Here is a 14,488-nt window from a genome sequence, read left to right as displayed (position 1 = left end):
CTATTTGGACTTCGCGGCTTCGTCGGCGACGCGCTGGATCGCGCGGACGGCGACATCCGGCTGATCGACGTAGATGTAGTGCTCACTGTTCGCGGCCGTGCTCAGATTGCTGCGGCCGGACAGCGCGAGCCACTTCCGCTGGCCTTCCGACCACGCCCGCTCCAGACCCTCGCCGTACTCGGGGACGGCCGTGAGGTACGGCTTGCCGTGCTGGATCACCTCGACGGGGATGTTCCCCGCGGAGCGGACCTCGCCGTCGGTGACCACCAGTTTCTCCGGGCCCTGACCCGCGAACACCGCCAAGGTCTGCTGCCGCAGTTCGGCCGCCATCCCGGTGGCCGAATCCGGAATCCGCTGCCGCAGATCGGCTTCCTGGGTCGGCGAGGTGGCGTCCATCAGCACCAGCCCCTTGACCCGGTCCTGGTGGTCGGGGGAGTACCTGCCGGCGATCAGCCCGCCGAGTGAATGCCCGGCCAGCACGACCGGCTTGCCGCCGGCGATCCGGTCGAGTACCCCGGTCAGGATCTTCCCGGTGGTTTCGAAACTCTGCGGTCCGTCGGGCTGGTCGCTGGCGCCCGCGCCGAGCCGGTCGTAGGAACAGACCTGGCCCTGCGCGGCCAGCGTGTTCTGGAGCCCGGCCAGCTTCGTGACGTCGTCGCCTCCGCCGTGCAGCAGGACGATGAGCGGCCGTCCCTCGACCGGCTCGCCGGCGCACGACACGTTCACCGAACGCTCGCCGACCTTGATCTTCTGCGTTCCGGTGAACGCGGCCCGATCCTGAGTGGCGGCGCTGCTGTTCGCGGGCGCCTCCGGTTCCGCTTCCGTGGCTTCGTCGCAGGCCGACAGTGCCACGCCTGCCACGGCGCAGCACAGTGCGAGCAGAGCGGATGCCTTACGGGACATGGTGAACTCCTGGTACAGGGGAACGATTCACCGGGCACGCTACGGTTCCGGCGGCCGGGAATCGTCACCATGCGGAGGGCACCTGCGCGTAGCTCGCATGGGGGACAGGACGTCAGCCGTAGGCGCGCAGGAACACGTCCACCCCGTCGGTGAGGATCTCGAGGATCTCCGCCTTGCCCGCCGCTTGGTCCTCGTCGGTCACGTCGAGGACCAAGCGCATGGTCAGGGCGACGAAGTGCTGCATGGCGCGCCGCGGGTCGGTCAGCCGGAGCTTGCCGTCGGCCGCGAACTTCGCGAACCGTTCCTCCATCATCCGTTCGGGTTCGTCCCGTGCCGCTTCCGGCAGCCGTGGCGCCAGCGGGGCCTGGGAACTCAACCGCCGGAACGTCGCGTAGTCCGAGGTCGGGAACATCCCCGTCGTCACCCGCCGCGCGAATCCGAGCAAGGCGTCGCGGACGTCGCGGTCGTCGGCGAGCTCTTCGTCGATCGCCTTGCGCACGGTCGCGACCACGGCGTCGTTGGCGCGGCCGAGAACGCCGCGGAAGAGGGTCTGCTTGTCGCCGAAGTGGTCGTAGACGGTGCGTTTGGACACTCCGGCTCGCGCCGATATCGCGTCGACGCTGGTGAGTTCGTAGCCGTCCGACACGAACAACGCCTCGGCGGCGTCAAGGATCGCCGCTCGTTTGGCCTCGGCTCGCAGCCGACGGCCCGGGGTCAGCGCGGTCGCTCTCGGGGTCGCCATGTTCTCATCGTATTCTCAGCCGTAGAAAACTGCACCGTGTAGTGTAGTTTTTGAGGCGGATGAGCCGCCTTTCCCTGAATCCCGCACAAGGAGTCCTTCATGCAGGAGAGCAGGATCGGCGCAGCACCGCACGCGAGCTGGAACGGGCGGCTCGTCGTCCTCGTGGCGGTGCTGGTGCTCGTCAACTTCATGGTCGACACGGCCATCACCGCACCGCTGCTGGTCCTTCCGGAGATGCTCGACCACTTCGGCACCGATCAGACGGCCTGGCTCAACGCCAGCGCGATGCTGGCGGGCGTGATGTGGGCGCCGTTGCTCGGCAAGAGCGCCGACGTGTACGGCAAACGCAAGGTGCTCGTGCTGACCTTGCTGCTCAGTTGCGCGGGCGCGCTCGTCTGCGCGGTCGCACCCAGCCTCTGGGTCTTCGTGCCGGGGCGCCTGTTGCAAGGGGCGGCCGTGGCCGCCTTGTTCCTGTCCGTCGCGATCGTCCGCGAGATCTGCGCACCCCGGATCGCGATGATCGTGGTGGGCATCGTGACCTCGGGATCCGCGGTGCTCAACATCGGCTCCCGTTTCCTCACCGAGAAACTGGCCGCCGAGTTCGGTTTCCAGATCCTGTTCCTCATCTCTGCCGCCGTCGCGATCGCGATGGCGATCTGCGTCCGCGGCGTCCTTCCCGAATCCGTGGTCAAGACGCCGGGCCGGATCGACGTCGGCGGGGCGCTGCTTCTGGGCGGCGGCCTTGCCGGAGTACTCGGCTACATCAGTCTCGGCTCGGAGTTCGGCTGGCTCGCCCTCGGTCCGGCGGTCCTGCTCGCCGGTGGTGCCGCGGCCTTGGCCAGGTGGTTCCTCGTCTCGAGCCGGAAGCCCGATTCGCTGATCGACGTCCGGCACCTCGGCGCGCCCTTGGCGCTCACGTTGCTCGTGCTCGTCCTCGGCACCGGTTCGTACCAGAGCATGCTCCAGCTCATTCCGCTGGTCAGCGATGTCTCGGCGGACCAAGGGCTCGGATACGGCCTGGCGGGGCAGGGAACGCTGGCGCTGCTTCTCGCGGCACCCGGGATCGGTGTCATGATCGGCGGCCCGGTGGCCGGACTGCTCGCCACCCGCGTCGGGCCGGCGATGACCCTGGCCGGCGGAATCGCGCTCGGAACCGTGGGCACCCTCGGAATGTTCCTTGGCGTCTCGCAGTTTCCCGTCGCGGTGTTCTTCGCCTTCCTGCTGGGTTTCACGGTCGGCGCGCTGGGGACGTCCGGCTTCAACCTGGCGGGCGGCCTCGCGCCCGCCGAACGGCAGGGCATCGTCTCCAGCCTGGTCATGGTCGTCGTCGCGATCGGCTCGGTGGTGCTGGACTTCGTGGGCGCCGCGGTGCTCAAGTCGACCGCCGTGTCCGCCGGCGGCGAGACGGTGAATTCGGGAACGGGTGTCTTCACCTACATCACCATTGCGTCCGTCGCCTTCGCGATCGCCGCGGTCCTCGTCGTCCTGCTGGTGCGAAAGTCGCGCTCCGGCACCAAAACGCCGTCACTGGCGACTCTCTGACGGAATCCGAGAAGGGAAACGAACATCGTGAAAGGCACTGTTCTGGTCTCCGGCGCGAGTATCGCCGGTCCCGCCGTCGCGTTCTGGCTGCGCCGTCACGGATTTTCCGTGACGGTGGTGGAGAAGGCGGGCGCGCTGCGCGGTGGCGGCTATCCGATCGACATCCGCGGCACCGCCCTGGAAGTGGCCCGCCGCATGGGAATCCTTCCGCGGCTTCGAGAAGCGCATATCGAGACACGCTCGCTGACCTTCGTCGACGCCGACGGCGGTGAGGTGACGTCGGTGAACCCGCAGGCGGTGACCGGCGGAGTCGACGGGCACGACGTCGAGGTGCGGCGTGGCGATCTGGCGGAAATCCTGTACGGCGCCACGCGCGACGACGTGGAGTACGTCTTCGACGACTCGATCGAGGCGCTCACCGAACACGAAAACGGTGTCGATGTGACCTTCCGGAGCGGGGCGCGGCGCGGTTTCGACCTGGTGGTGGGCGCCGACGGGCTGCACTCTCGCACCAGGGAACTCGTTTTCGGTCCCGAGCATCAGTACCACCGTTATCTGGGCTATTGCTTCGCCGGCTTCACCATGCCTAACGAACTCGGCCTGTCGCGGGAAGGCATCATCTGGAACTCGCCCGGCCGCGGGGCGGCGCTGTACGCGGTCAAGGGAAGTGAGAAGGTCCACGGCTTCCTGGTCGCCGCCCGCCCCGAACCGCCGTATGAAGTCCTTCGCGATCCTCAAGCACAACGTGACCTGATCGCCACGACGTTCGCCCATGACGGCTGGGAAATCCCGGCCATGATCGGCGCCATGCGCGAAGCGGACGACCTGTTCTTCGACACCGTCAGCCAGATCCACCTGCCGCGCTGGTCCAGCGGCCGGGTCGGGTTGGTCGGTGATGCCGCCTACGCGCCGTCGTTCCTGACAGGGCAAGGTTCCAGCCTCGCCCTCGTCGGCGCCTACATGCTGGCGAGGTCGCTCGCCACCACCGCGGCCTTCGACGCCTACGAAAAGGAGACACGGGAATTCGTGGAACTGAACCAAGCGCAGGTCGGCGTGGGTGAAGCGGCGCTCTTCCCGGTCACGGCCGAAGCCCTCGCGCGACGGGACAACCGGCTCCGCGGACTGACCACCTTGCCGACGGAGACCGGGCGGCCCGCGCACACCGCGCTCGTCCTGCCTGACGCGATCGTGGCACCGCAGCGGGGCTAGCGCGGCATCTTCGACAACTTCGGAGCCGCCGGGATCGAGTCGCGTTCGACGGAGAAGACGGCGAGGAAGTAGTTCGCCGTAGCGCAGTTGACGTTCTCGCCGCCGGTGAGCTCAGGGGTCAGCGTGTCGCCTTCGACGGTCAGTTCGGCGCCGTCCTCGGCGCAACCGGGCAAGACGAAGGCGAAACCGCGCCGATCGGCAGGCGGTGCGTACGCCAGCGCGGCACGGGCTTCGGCCGGATTCGCGATCTTGGCCTGCTCCAGGGTTCGCAGGAACCCTGGAGCGCCGGCCGTTCCCAGCTCCACGGGCGCCAAGCCCGCCAGGCCGCCGGCCGAGCCGAGCTTTGTGAAGGCCTCCAGTTCCGCCTGTGCCGCGCCGGTGCCACAGCTCGCCACGACCAGGAGGAGGCATATCGCGATCCATCTCATGCGACGTGGACGTAGCGGGTCCGGCTCGCGGTTGCGCCATTCGGGTCTCGAAGCGATATCGAGGGGTAGCACAAAGGTGGCGTCGGTCGGGGGTGTGTGGGACGGGGTCCGGCACACGACAGCACTCAGACGTCCAAAAAGGACGGAGCTCTACGGCTGCCGCCCACGCCGGAAAGGCTCGACCCCGACGACATGACGGGAACGGGTCGGCTCCACGAGGACCTTGACCCGCCGTTCTCCCGGGATCCGCCATTCGAACCGGTCGGTCCCGACGTACTTCTTCGCCAGCCGGTCCATGCACTGATCCGCCTCGTCGCCTTCGACGAACTCGACGACCCGGCCGTGGATGACGACCCGGTCGTAGGGATTCCCCGTGTCCAGGCACGACAACGACATCCGGGGTTCACGGCGCAGATTCTCTTCCTTCACCCGGCCGACGGCGGTGTTGAACACGATGTGGTCGCCTTCGACGTCGATCCACATGGGGGATACCTGGGGAGACCCGTCCTCGTTCACCGTGGCCAGGTGCCAGAACCTCGGTGCCGCGACCCACTCGCGGATCTGTTCGCTCAACTCAGCCACGTGGTCCTCCAGCGGGTCGGGACGACGATTGTCGCACCTGGGGCTGCCTCTTGACACACGTGAAAGTATTTTTCCAACCATACGACTTGTGCGTTGCCGGGGTTGTGGCAGACGAGACGACGACGATCCGGGCCGGCGCCTCTGGGGAGAGGAACAGTCCATGCGGCCAGCCCGCCGAATCTCTGTCTTACTCGCGCTCGGTCTCACGGCGGGGATCGCCTTCGCGTCGCCGACCCTCGCGGGTCCGTCCGGTGACGACTACTACCAGGACGCGCTGGGCAAGACCGGGCCCGAGCTCAAGGCGGCGTTGCACAAGATCATCAGCACCGGCACCAAACTGACGTACGAGCAGGTGTGGGACGGGATCCGGGCCACCGACGAGGATCCGGCCAACAAGGCGAACGTCGTGCTGCTCTACAGCGGCCGCTCGCAGGCGAAGACGGCCAACGGCGGGGGAGTCGACGACTGGAACCGGGAACACGTCTGGGCCAAGTCGCACGGCGACTTCGGCACGGCGGTCGGCCCCGGTACCGACCTGCACCACCTGCGCGCGGAGGACGCGTCGGTCAACAGCACGCGCGGTAACAAGGACTTCGACGCCGGCGGTTCCCCGGTCGAGGAGGCGCCCGGCAGCTTGACCGATGACGACTCGTTCGAGCCGCGCGACGCGGTCAAGGGCGATGTCGCCCGCATGATCCTGTACATGGGCGTCCGCTACGACGGCACCGACGGTTTTCCCGATCTTGAACCCAACGACGCCGTCGGCAACGGGTCCAAACCCAATATCGGCCGGATCTCGGTCCTGCTGAGCTGGCACACCCAGGACCCGCCCGACGCCACCGAGCAGCGGCGCAACCAGGTCATCCACGACCAGTTCCAGCACAACCGCAACCCGTTCATCGACCACCCGGAATGGGCGGCTTCCATCTACGGCTAGGCGATCTTCCGGAGGAAGCACACCCTGTCCTGGCCGGGGCCGTCGTAGTCGCTGTGCACGGGGAGACCGTCGACCTCCCGATCCCCGGGTTCGAGGGTGAAGCCCATGGCGCGATGGAAGGCGATGGATCCGGCGTTCCCCGGCGAGGTGATCGCACGGACTTCCGTGCGGCCCGCCTCCGCGGCGCGCTGGAAGAAGGTCTCGTAGAGGCGGCGGGCCGTCCCCTGTCCGCGGAGTTCCGGATCCACGCCCACGAAATGGATGTACGCCCCGGAGTCGTCGGGGGAATGGAAGCCGACGAGGAACGCCCTGATCCCGGTTTCGTCCTCCATGACCAGGCTCGTGCCGGAGAAGAACTGCAGGAACAGCTTGGGCAGCAACAGGGAGAGCTCCCGGGCCTCGGCGGGGGTGCGCGAGTCGCCCCACCACCGCTGGACCCGGTCGACGATCGCGCTGTGGTCCGAGACGTGGGCTCGGCGTGGTTCGGGCATGGCGGTCCCCTCTCGGACGATCTTGACGCCACCCCGTTCTACCGTGCCGTCAGCCGGTCGGCGAGGAAGGCGAGGATCTCGTCCCTCGCGCGCCGCGTGGGATGCCCGTCGGAGTCGACGAAGTGGGCGGTGACGACGCTGTGCGGCGTGCCGACCAGGTCCCGGAAGAACGGCGGCGGATCGGTGTTCGCCGCACTGTCCGGCAGTACCCGTCCGTCGAAAGCGTCGCCGAGGAGGGCCTGGTAGGCGGCGAATCGCTGCCCGGTGCACCAGCGGTCGCCCTCGAAGCGGTAGGCGAGCACCTTCACGCCGTCGCGCGCGATCCGATCCCGGACCGCGGTCGCGTCGTCGTCGGAGAGTTCGAGCGCGCCCTGGTCGTCCAGCGGCAGCGACGGGTGGTTGACCACGGGTGCGACGACGGCGGGTTCGAGCGCCATGGTGAGGGCGAAGTTGCCGGTGAAGCAGAGGCCGATCGCGCCGACCCCGGGGCCGCCGCATTCGGTGTGGGCGATCCGCGCGAGTCCCCGCAGCCACCGCGTGACGGGGCTGGTCCCGCCTCCGGCGAAAGCCCGGAATTCCGCGCTGACACAAGCGCGGCGCACCACTTGCTCGCCGTCCTCCGCGGTGGGATAGGCGCCGTCGCGCCCGAAGAGCGAGGGGACGTAGACGGTGAAGCCGGCGTCTCGTATCCATCGCGCGAACCGGAGGACGTCGGGACTGATGCCGGGCATCTCCGGCATCAGCACCACGCCGGGACCGGATCCCGCGACGTGCACCGTCTTCGTCACGCCGTCCACCTCCACGAGCCGGTGGGAGAAGTCGGTGAGGGCATCGTCGGAGTGTCCACGCATGGCGAAAGCCTCGACCGGAGCGGCCTTCGCGGGGATAGGCCAGATCGCCGGATTCCGGGGTAATCTCGCCACATGCTGCGAGTGGGGGTCCTGGCCTACCCGGGCTGCTTCGCGTCAGAGGTGTTCGGTGTCCCCGATCTCCTCACGATGGCCGCGCACGTCGCGGGGCCGGACCACGCCGGATACGAGGTTTCCGTCGTTTCCCCTCGCCGCCGGGTCACGGTGTCGGGCGGTGCCGGGGTGGCCGTCGCGCCGCTGCGTGAAGTCGACGTCCTCGTCGTGCCGGGGTTCGAGCTCGTACCGGGGCAGGACATCGACGCGAAGATCGCGAATCTCGCACCGGAGATCGAAGCGATCCGGTCGCACGCCGCCGCCGGCCACGTCGTCGTCTCGCTTTGTGTCGGCGCGTTCCTGCTGGCCGCGGCCGGGCTGCTCGACCATCGCCGCGCCACCACCTCGTGGCTTTTCGCGGACGAACTGGCGCACCGGTGCCCGGAAACCGAAGTCCGGCCCGAGCGGCTCGTCGTCACCGACCGGGGAGTCACGACGACGGCGGCGTTCAGCGCCATGTACGACTTCGCGCTCGGACTGATCCGCGAGCACAGCGGCGCCGAAGTGGCGCGGACGACGGCGCGGGTGGCGCTGGTCGACGACGCGCGGTCGTCGCAGGCGCCGTACGTCGACACGCGGCTCCTGCCGCGGCCGGGCGACGCGTTCTCCCGCCGGGTCATGCGATGGCTGGACCAGAACCTGGCCGTCCGCTACGATCTCGCCGCCTTGGCCGGACGGTTCAACGTCAGCACCCGGACGTTGCTGCGGCGGTTCGCGGAGGAGGCCGGGCAGACGCCGCTCGAATACCTGCATTTCGCACGCGTCCGGCGCGCCCGCCACCTCCTCGAAACGACGGATCGGACGGTCGCCGCGATCTGCGCCGCCGTCGGCTACCGGGATCCGGGGACGTTCGCGGCTCTGTTCGCGAAGCACACGGGACGGCGGCCCGGTGACTATCGGGCCGCCTTCCGGCGCGTGTGATACTTTCTCCAGTAGTCAGTGTCACTGAGTACCGGGTCGAAGAGGGTCACGATGGACGGTCTGACCGAGATGCTGAAGGGCACGCTCGAGGGTTGCGTGCTGGAGATCGTCGGCGGCGAGGAGACCTACGGGTACGCCATCACGCGCCGGTTGAACGAGCTCGGCTTCGCGGAAGTGGTCGAGGGGACGGTGTACGCCATCCTGCTGCGGCTGGAGAAGAACGGACTGGTCCAGGTGACGAAGCGGCCGTCCGAGCAGGGGCCGCCGCGCAAGTTCTACGCGTTGAACGACGCCGGGCGCGCAGAGCTCGCGAAGTTCTGGGCGAAATGGGAATTCGTCACGTCACGGATCGACGAACTCAAGGAGGGCGGGAAATGAAGTTCTGGGACACCATCACGGGCAACGATCTCACCAGGGAGTGGAAGGCCTTCGAGGTCCGGGCCGGGGCCTTGCCCGCCGACCACCGGGCGGCGTGGGAGGAGATCACCGCGCATCTTTCGTCCTATTCGGACTTCACCGGCAGGAACCTGATGCCGATTCTCGACGGTGCCCTCGGGCTGCTGGAGGAAACGGCCGCGGACGGGCAGAGCGTGCGCGAGGTGCTGGGCGACGACATCGAGGGCTTCTGCGCGGCGCTGGCCGGAGGGGAGCGCCGCCGTGGCTACCGCGACCGCTGGCGTGAGCAGCTGAACAGGAACGTCGCCAGGAAATTGAAGCAGCTGGGAGGCTGACGTGGGCATCCAGGACATCATCGAGGGCAAGAAACAGTGGCGTGCGCACGTGGCCCGGGTCAAGGCGCTCCCGCCGGACTATCAGATCGTCTACAAGGAGATGCAGAAGTACCTCTTCAAGGTGGGACCGGTCGACCTGGCCGACGGGCCGCTGCTGCCCGGGATCGTGGATTTCTTCGAGGAGGGTGTGGCGTCCGGAAAGGGTGTGCTGGCCCTCATCGGCGAAGACGTCGCCGCGTTCTGTGACGAGCTGATCAAGGACACGCCCACCCACGCGGACCTCTATCAGGAGTCTCTCGGCAAGTGACGCCGGCTCAGCCGGAAGCGCATCCGGCAGACGACGGCGTCCGAGCGGCGGCGCAGCGCACGGGCGAGCACGGCTCCGCGCTGGTTCTGCAGGATCCGCTGCCACCAGTGCTCCGGTTCGACCTCGGCGATCAGCACGAAGACGTGCCGTCCGCCGACGGTGCGGAGGTGTTCCACCAGCGGTTCGCCGAGGCGGCGGCGTTCGTCGTGTAGCTGAACCAGAGCCACTCCGGGATGCCATTTTTCCCAGGCTGTCACGAAATCCCGTGCCGACCGTTCGTCGTCGGGGTGGGTGACGTGCACCGCCTGGACGCGGTCGCCGAGTGACAGCGCGGCGGCGAGGGCGTCACGGGTCAGGCGGGAAACGGTGTGGACGGGGACGATCACGAGCGAACGGTCCGGCCGAGGGGGAGCCGGGGTGACACCGAGTTCGAGCCGGTCGCCGATCCGGCGGTAGCTGCGCTCGACCCATTCCATGGCCGCCACCAGCAGCGGCAGCGCGACGACGATCAACCAGCCGCCCTCGCCGAATTTGGTCGTCGTCACCACGATCGCCGCCGCTCCGGTGAGCAGCGCGCCGAAGCCGTTCAGCGTGGCCTTGGCGCGCCAGTGGACCGGGCGGGCGCGTCGCCAGTGCCGGACCATGCCGAGCTGGGAGAGCGTGAACCCGACGAACACGCCGATCGCGAACAGCGGGACCAGGGTGTTCATGTCGCCGTCGGTGACGACGAGCAGGAGCGCGGCGGTGACGGCGAGAAAACCGACGCCATGGCGGTACACCTGGCGTTCGGCGCGCAGGGCGAACACATGCGGCAGGTTGTTGTGTTTCGCCAGCAACTGCGCCAGCACCGGCAGGCCGCCGAAGGAGGTGTTCGCAGCCAAGGCGAGCAGCACCACGGTCGAGAACTGCACCAGGTAGAAGCCGAAGCCGTCGCCCAAGGACGCGGTGGTCGCCTGCGAGAGCACGGTGACGCCGTCCACCGGGTGGATGCCGAACTTCCCGATCAGCACGGCGATCCCGATGAGCATGACGCCGAGCAGGCCGCCCAGTGCGATCTCCGCGTGCTGAGCGCGGCGAACCCGCGGTTTGCGGAACGACGGCACGGCGTTGGCGATCGCCTCGACACCGGTCAGCGCCGCGCAGCCGTTCGCGAAAGCCTTGAGCAGCAAGAGGATTCCGACCGTCTGCAGGTTCTGCGGATGTTCCGGCGCGGCGATCACCGCGGCGGGCTCGTCGCGGACGAGGCCGGCGACGACCACGGTCAGGATCGCGCCGACGTAGATCACCGTGGGCGCGACGAACACCCTGGCGCTTTCGGCGATGCCGCGCAGGTTCACGCCGGTGACCAGCGCCAGGACACCGAGGCACAACCACAGCTTGTACGGCAGCAGGCCGGGAAACGCCGACGTCAGCGCGGCGACCCCGGCCGCCACGGACACCGCGACGTTGAGCACGTAGTCCACGATCAGGGAAGCCGCGGCCACCAGGGATGCCCGCCGACCGAGATGGGTCCGGCTGACCCCGTAGGCGCCGCCACCATCGGGGAACGCGGCGATCACCTGGCGGTAGGACAACGTCAGCACGCCCAGCAGAACCGCGATCGCGATCGTGACCGGCAGCGTGAAGCCCAGGCCCGCGCCGCCCGCGACGGCCAGCACGATCACGATGGCCTCGGGTCCGTAGGCGACCGACGCCATGGCGTCCAGGGACAGCGCGGCGAGACCGCCGACGACGGAGAGCCGGTGCCGTTCGGAGCGGTCGGTATCGCGCTCGGGGCGGGTGAGTGTCGTGGTCACGCCCGTCAGCGTGGGGTTCTGCCGTACTTCGGTTCGAGGGCGTTGACAGGTTCTTGACACCGATCCGGGTGAACCCGACAGCAAACTGACGCCCTTGCGTGACCACTAGTCAGTGCTACTATCTACCACTAGTCAGTGCTACTATCTACCACTAGTCAGTGATACTCAGTAGTGGGCCGAGAAGGGGTGGATGATGGTCGCGCGGCAAACCGAGGCGATCCGGGTGCGAGGCCTGGAGAAGTCGTACAAGGCGCTGCATGTCTTACGGGGCGTCGATTTCGAGGTGGCGCGGGGCAGTATCTTCGCGCTTCTCGGATCCAACGGGGCGGGTAAGACCACGGTCGTGAAGATCCTGTCCACGTTGCTCAAGGCGGACGCGGGGACGGCGAGCGTCGACGGCTGGGACGTCGCCACGCGGCCGGCGGACGTGCGGGAAAGCATCAGCCTCACCGGGCAGTTCGCCGCCGTCGACGAGATACTCAGCGGGCGCGAGAATCTCGTGCTGGTCGCCCGGCTGCGGCATGTGAAACAGCCGGGCAAGATCGCCGACGACCTCCTGGCGCGGTTTTCGCTGACCGACGCGGGCGCGCGGAAGGTGTCGACGTATTCGGGTGGGATGCGACGGCGGCTGGACATCGCCATGAGCCTCATCGGGAATCCGCCGGTGATCTTCCTGGACGAGCCCACCACCGGGCTCGACCCCGAGGCCCGTGTCGAGGTGTGGGCCGCGGTGCGGGAACTCGCCGCCCGCGGCACGACGGTACTGCTGACGACGCAGTACCTGGAGGAGGCCGAACAGCTCGCCGACCGGATCGCGATCCTCCACAAAGGACGGATCATCGTGAACGGCACGCTCGCCGAACTGAAGCGCCTGCTGCCGCCCGCCGAGGTCGAATACGTCGAGAAACAGCCGTCACTCGAAGACGTCTTCCTGGCCATCGTCGGCGCGGGCAAGGAAGAGAGCGGACGATGACCAAGCACTTCCTCGGCGACACGACCGTCCTGCTGGGCCGCTCGATGAAACACGTCACGCGCAGCATGGACACCATCGTCACGACCGCGATGATGCCGGTCGCCATGATGCTGATGTTCGTCTACGTCTTCGGCGGCGCGATCGAAACGGGGACGGATTCGTATGTGAACTACATGCTGCCCGGCATCCTGCTGATCACGGTCGCGTCAGGAGTCGCCTACACCGCGCTCCGGCTCTTCACCGACATGAAGAGCGGGATCTTCGAACGATTCCAGTCCCTGCCCATCGCGCGCTCGGGCGTGTTGTGGGCGCACGTGCTGACGTCGCTGGCCGCCAATCTCATCTCGCTCGTCATCGTCGTGGGCGTGGCCCTGCTCATGGGCTTCCGGTCCACCGCGGGCGTGCTGACCTGGCTCGCGGTCGCCGGCATCCTGCTCCTGTTCACCCTGGCGCTGACCTGGCTTGCCGTCATCCCCGGCCTGTCGGCGAAATCCGTCGACGGGGCGAGCGCGTTCTCCTACCCACTGATCTTCCTGCCGTTCCTCAGCTCGGCGTTCGTGCCCACCGCCACCATGCCGGGCCCCGTGCGGGCCTTCGCGGAGCATCAGCCGGTGACGTCGATCGTCAACGCCATCCGGGACCTCTTCGGCGGGCAACCGGTCGGCGACGACATCTGGATCGCCCTTGCCTGGTGCGCCGGTCTGCTGATCGTCGCGTACGCGTTCGCGACGATCAGCTACCGGCGCAAGATCTCCTGACGCCGCCGGTCAGTCGTCCGGGCCGCGCAGGGTGAGGACCACGCGGAGCACGTGTTCGACCGCGGCCGGGAACGCGGCTCCGCGTAGTTCGCCGCGGCTGACGAGGGTGCGACCGGCGAAGTCCAGCATCCGGTCCTCACCGAGACGCCGGACCGTCAGCGTCGCCACTTCCTCGAGGTCGAGGTCGGGATGGTCCATGCGGGTCAGCGCGAACTCGATGAGCAGCTGTTCGTCCGTCACTTCCCACCTCCGCCTCACCTCGAGGATACGGCCGCGGTCAGCGCGGGACGCGGCCGAGGAAGTCCCTGATGAGGGCGGCGATCTCCGCGCCGTGGGTCTCCAGCGCGAAGTGCCCGGCGTCGAGCAGGTGCAGTTCGGCGTCGGGCAGGTCGCGGAGGAACGCGCGGGCTCCGTCGGCGCCGAAGATCTCGTCGTGCTCGCCCCAGGTGATGAGGGTCGGCGGCCGGTGCTCGCGGAAGTACCGCTGGAAGTCCGGGTAGGCGTCGAGGTTGAACTGGTAGTCCCAGAACAGCTGCAGCTGCACCTCCTGGTTGCCGGGGCGGTCGAGCAGGGTCTGGTCGAGGGTCCAGGTGTCCGGGGTGAGCCGGTCCAGCCGGTCGGCGGGGACGCCGTGGGTGTACTGCCAGCGGGTCGCGGCGGGCTTCAGGAGCTCACGCACGGCTGCTTCGTGGGTTTCGCGGTCCTTGGCGTGCGCGAACAGGACGTCCCAGAACGGCGTGAAGCCGTCGACGTAGGCGTTGCCGGACTGGACCAGCAGCGCGCTGACCCGGTCCGGGTGGCGGCTCGCGATGCGGAGTCCGATAGGTGCCCCGTAGTCCTGGATGTACAGGGCGAAACGGTCCAGGTCGAGCGTGTCGATCAGGCCCATGGTGATCGCGGTCAGGTTCTCGAACGAATAGTCGAACCGGTCGACGGGCGGGGCGTCCGAATATCCGAAGCCGACGTGGTCGGGGGCGATGACGTGGTACCGGTCGGCCAGCGCCGGGATCAACGTCCGGAACATATGCGACGACGTGGGGAAACCGTGTAGCAGCACCACGGTGGGTGCGGCCGGATCGCCGGCTTCCCGGTAGAACACGCTGCGGCCGTCGATGGTCGCCGTGCGGTGCAACACGGGCTGGATTGCCTCGGACATGGGTGGGTGCTCCTCGCGACTTGTTCTAACCGTCTAAACACTTGAGAACG

At 68.2% G+C, this 14,488-nt stretch carries 18 protein-coding genes; 9 read left to right on the top strand and 9 right to left on the bottom strand.

All coding sequences use genetic code 11. From position 1 onward, the window contains the following. Together H4W30_RS24305 and H4W30_RS24300 are read right to left on the bottom strand one after the other, a co-directional pair. Positions 1–903 carry an alpha/beta fold hydrolase gene (locus tag H4W30_RS24305; protein WP_192744973.1) on the bottom strand — a complete coding sequence of 301 codons (903 nt, stop codon included), beginning with the start codon at positions 901–903 and terminating at the stop codon, positions 1–3. Positions 904–1,015: 112 nt separating this feature from the next. Then, positions 1,016–1,645: a TetR/AcrR family transcriptional regulator gene (locus H4W30_RS24300; protein ID WP_192744972.1), complete on the bottom strand. Its 630-nt coding sequence runs from the start codon at positions 1,643–1,645 to the stop codon at positions 1,016–1,018. A 99-nt stretch (positions 1,646–1,744) separates the two neighbouring features. On the opposite strand from H4W30_RS24300, the gene H4W30_RS24295 reads away from it, so the two are divergent. Together H4W30_RS24295 and H4W30_RS24290 are read left to right on the top strand one after the other, a co-directional pair. Beyond that, the gene (locus H4W30_RS24295) at positions 1,745–3,187 is read left to right on the top strand and encodes an MFS transporter (protein WP_192744971.1); all 1,443 of its coding nucleotides are present in this window, start codon (positions 1,745–1,747) and stop codon (positions 3,185–3,187) included. A gap of 27 nt (positions 3,188–3,214) precedes the next feature. Continuing rightward, complete coding sequence (locus tag H4W30_RS24290) at positions 3,215–4,396, top strand: FAD-dependent monooxygenase (protein WP_318780662.1); 1,182 nt, start codon at positions 3,215–3,217, stop codon at positions 4,394–4,396. Here the strand turns inward: H4W30_RS24290 and H4W30_RS24285 are convergent. Beyond that, on the bottom strand, positions 4,393–4,824 hold the full coding sequence (locus H4W30_RS24285; protein WP_225949854.1) for a hypothetical protein: 432 nt from the start codon (positions 4,822–4,824) through the stop codon (positions 4,393–4,395). The two genes, H4W30_RS24290 and H4W30_RS24285, sit on opposite strands and share 4 nt — an antisense overlap. A 150-nt stretch (positions 4,825–4,974) precedes the next feature. Continuing rightward, the gene (locus tag H4W30_RS24280) at positions 4,975–5,406 is read right to left on the bottom strand and encodes a PPOX class F420-dependent oxidoreductase (RefSeq protein ID WP_192744970.1); all 432 of its coding nucleotides are present in this window, start codon (positions 5,404–5,406) and stop codon (positions 4,975–4,977) included. A 160-nt stretch (positions 5,407–5,566) separates the two neighbouring features. Between H4W30_RS24280 and H4W30_RS24275 the strand changes: the two genes are divergently transcribed. After that, positions 5,567–6,343 (top strand): endonuclease I family protein, encoded by a 777-nt coding sequence (locus H4W30_RS24275; RefSeq protein ID WP_192744969.1) that lies wholly within the window; start codon positions 5,567–5,569, stop codon positions 6,341–6,343. Here the strand turns inward: H4W30_RS24275 and H4W30_RS24270 are convergent. Continuing rightward, complete coding sequence (locus tag H4W30_RS24270) at positions 6,340–6,834, bottom strand: GNAT family N-acetyltransferase (RefSeq protein WP_192744968.1); 495 nt, start codon at positions 6,832–6,834, stop codon at positions 6,340–6,342. The genes H4W30_RS24275 and H4W30_RS24270 overlap by 4 nt on opposite strands. Before the next feature lie 38 nt (positions 6,835–6,872). Further along, positions 6,873–7,685 (bottom strand): dienelactone hydrolase family protein, encoded by an 813-nt coding sequence (locus H4W30_RS24265; RefSeq protein WP_192744967.1) that lies wholly within the window; start codon positions 7,683–7,685, stop codon positions 6,873–6,875. A 72-nt stretch (positions 7,686–7,757) separates the two neighbouring features. Here H4W30_RS24265 and H4W30_RS24260 point away from each other — a divergent pair, with 72 nt between their 5' ends. Genes H4W30_RS24260 through H4W30_RS24245 form a run of 4 tightly spaced genes read left to right on the top strand, consistent with a single transcriptional unit; the run spans position 7,758 to position 9,755 of the window. Next, positions 7,758–8,717 carry a GlxA family transcriptional regulator gene (locus tag H4W30_RS24260; protein ID WP_192744966.1) on the top strand — a complete coding sequence of 320 codons (960 nt, stop codon included), beginning with the start codon at positions 7,758–7,760 and terminating at the stop codon, positions 8,715–8,717. Positions 8,718–8,768: 51 nt separating this feature from the next. Then, positions 8,769–9,095: a PadR family transcriptional regulator gene (locus H4W30_RS24255; RefSeq protein WP_192744965.1), complete on the top strand. Its 327-nt coding sequence runs from the start codon at positions 8,769–8,771 to the stop codon at positions 9,093–9,095. Next, on the top strand, positions 9,092–9,448 hold the full coding sequence (locus tag H4W30_RS24250) for a DUF1048 domain-containing protein (protein WP_192744964.1): 357 nt from the start codon (positions 9,092–9,094) through the stop codon (positions 9,446–9,448). Before H4W30_RS24255 ends, H4W30_RS24250 begins: the two co-directional genes overlap by 4 nt. Before the next feature lies 1 nt (position 9,449). Continuing rightward, on the top strand, positions 9,450–9,755 hold the full coding sequence (locus H4W30_RS24245) for a DUF1048 domain-containing protein (protein ID WP_192744963.1): 306 nt from the start codon (positions 9,450–9,452) through the stop codon (positions 9,753–9,755). Here H4W30_RS24245 and H4W30_RS24240 read toward each other — a convergent pair. After that, positions 9,734–11,551 (bottom strand): APC family permease, encoded by a 1,818-nt coding sequence (locus tag H4W30_RS24240; protein ID WP_192744962.1) that lies wholly within the window; start codon positions 11,549–11,551, stop codon positions 9,734–9,736. The genes H4W30_RS24245 and H4W30_RS24240 overlap by 22 nt on opposite strands. 193 nt (positions 11,552–11,744) lie before the next feature. Between H4W30_RS24240 and H4W30_RS24235 the strand changes: the two genes are divergently transcribed. Together H4W30_RS24235 and H4W30_RS24230 are read left to right on the top strand one after the other, a co-directional pair. After that, positions 11,745–12,524, top strand: a complete 780-nt coding sequence (locus H4W30_RS24235; protein WP_192746794.1) for an ABC transporter ATP-binding protein — start codon at positions 11,745–11,747, stop codon at positions 12,522–12,524. Continuing rightward, entirely contained in the window at positions 12,521–13,282 is a 762-nt protein-coding gene (locus H4W30_RS24230) for an ABC transporter permease (RefSeq protein ID WP_192744961.1), read from the top strand. The genes H4W30_RS24235 and H4W30_RS24230 overlap by 4 nt, the downstream gene beginning before the upstream one ends. 9 nt (positions 13,283–13,291) lie before the next feature. On the opposite strand, the gene H4W30_RS24225 is transcribed toward H4W30_RS24230, so the two are convergent. Then, the gene (locus tag H4W30_RS24225; RefSeq protein ID WP_192744960.1) at positions 13,292–13,522 is read right to left on the bottom strand and encodes a hypothetical protein; all 231 of its coding nucleotides are present in this window, start codon (positions 13,520–13,522) and stop codon (positions 13,292–13,294) included. A gap of 37 nt (positions 13,523–13,559) precedes the next feature. Then, a complete protein-coding gene (locus tag H4W30_RS24220) occupies positions 13,560–14,438 on the bottom strand; it encodes an alpha/beta fold hydrolase (protein ID WP_192744959.1) in 879 nt (292 codons plus the stop codon). Positions 14,439–14,488: the final 50 nt, after the last annotated feature.

This window comes from Amycolatopsis roodepoortensis, from assembly GCF_014873915.1.
Taxonomy (GTDB): Bacteria; Actinomycetota; Actinomycetes; order Mycobacteriales; family Pseudonocardiaceae; genus Amycolatopsis; species Amycolatopsis roodepoortensis.
The sequence above is the reverse complement of the archived record's forward strand: the minus strand, read 5'-3'. Positions and strand labels throughout refer to the sequence as shown.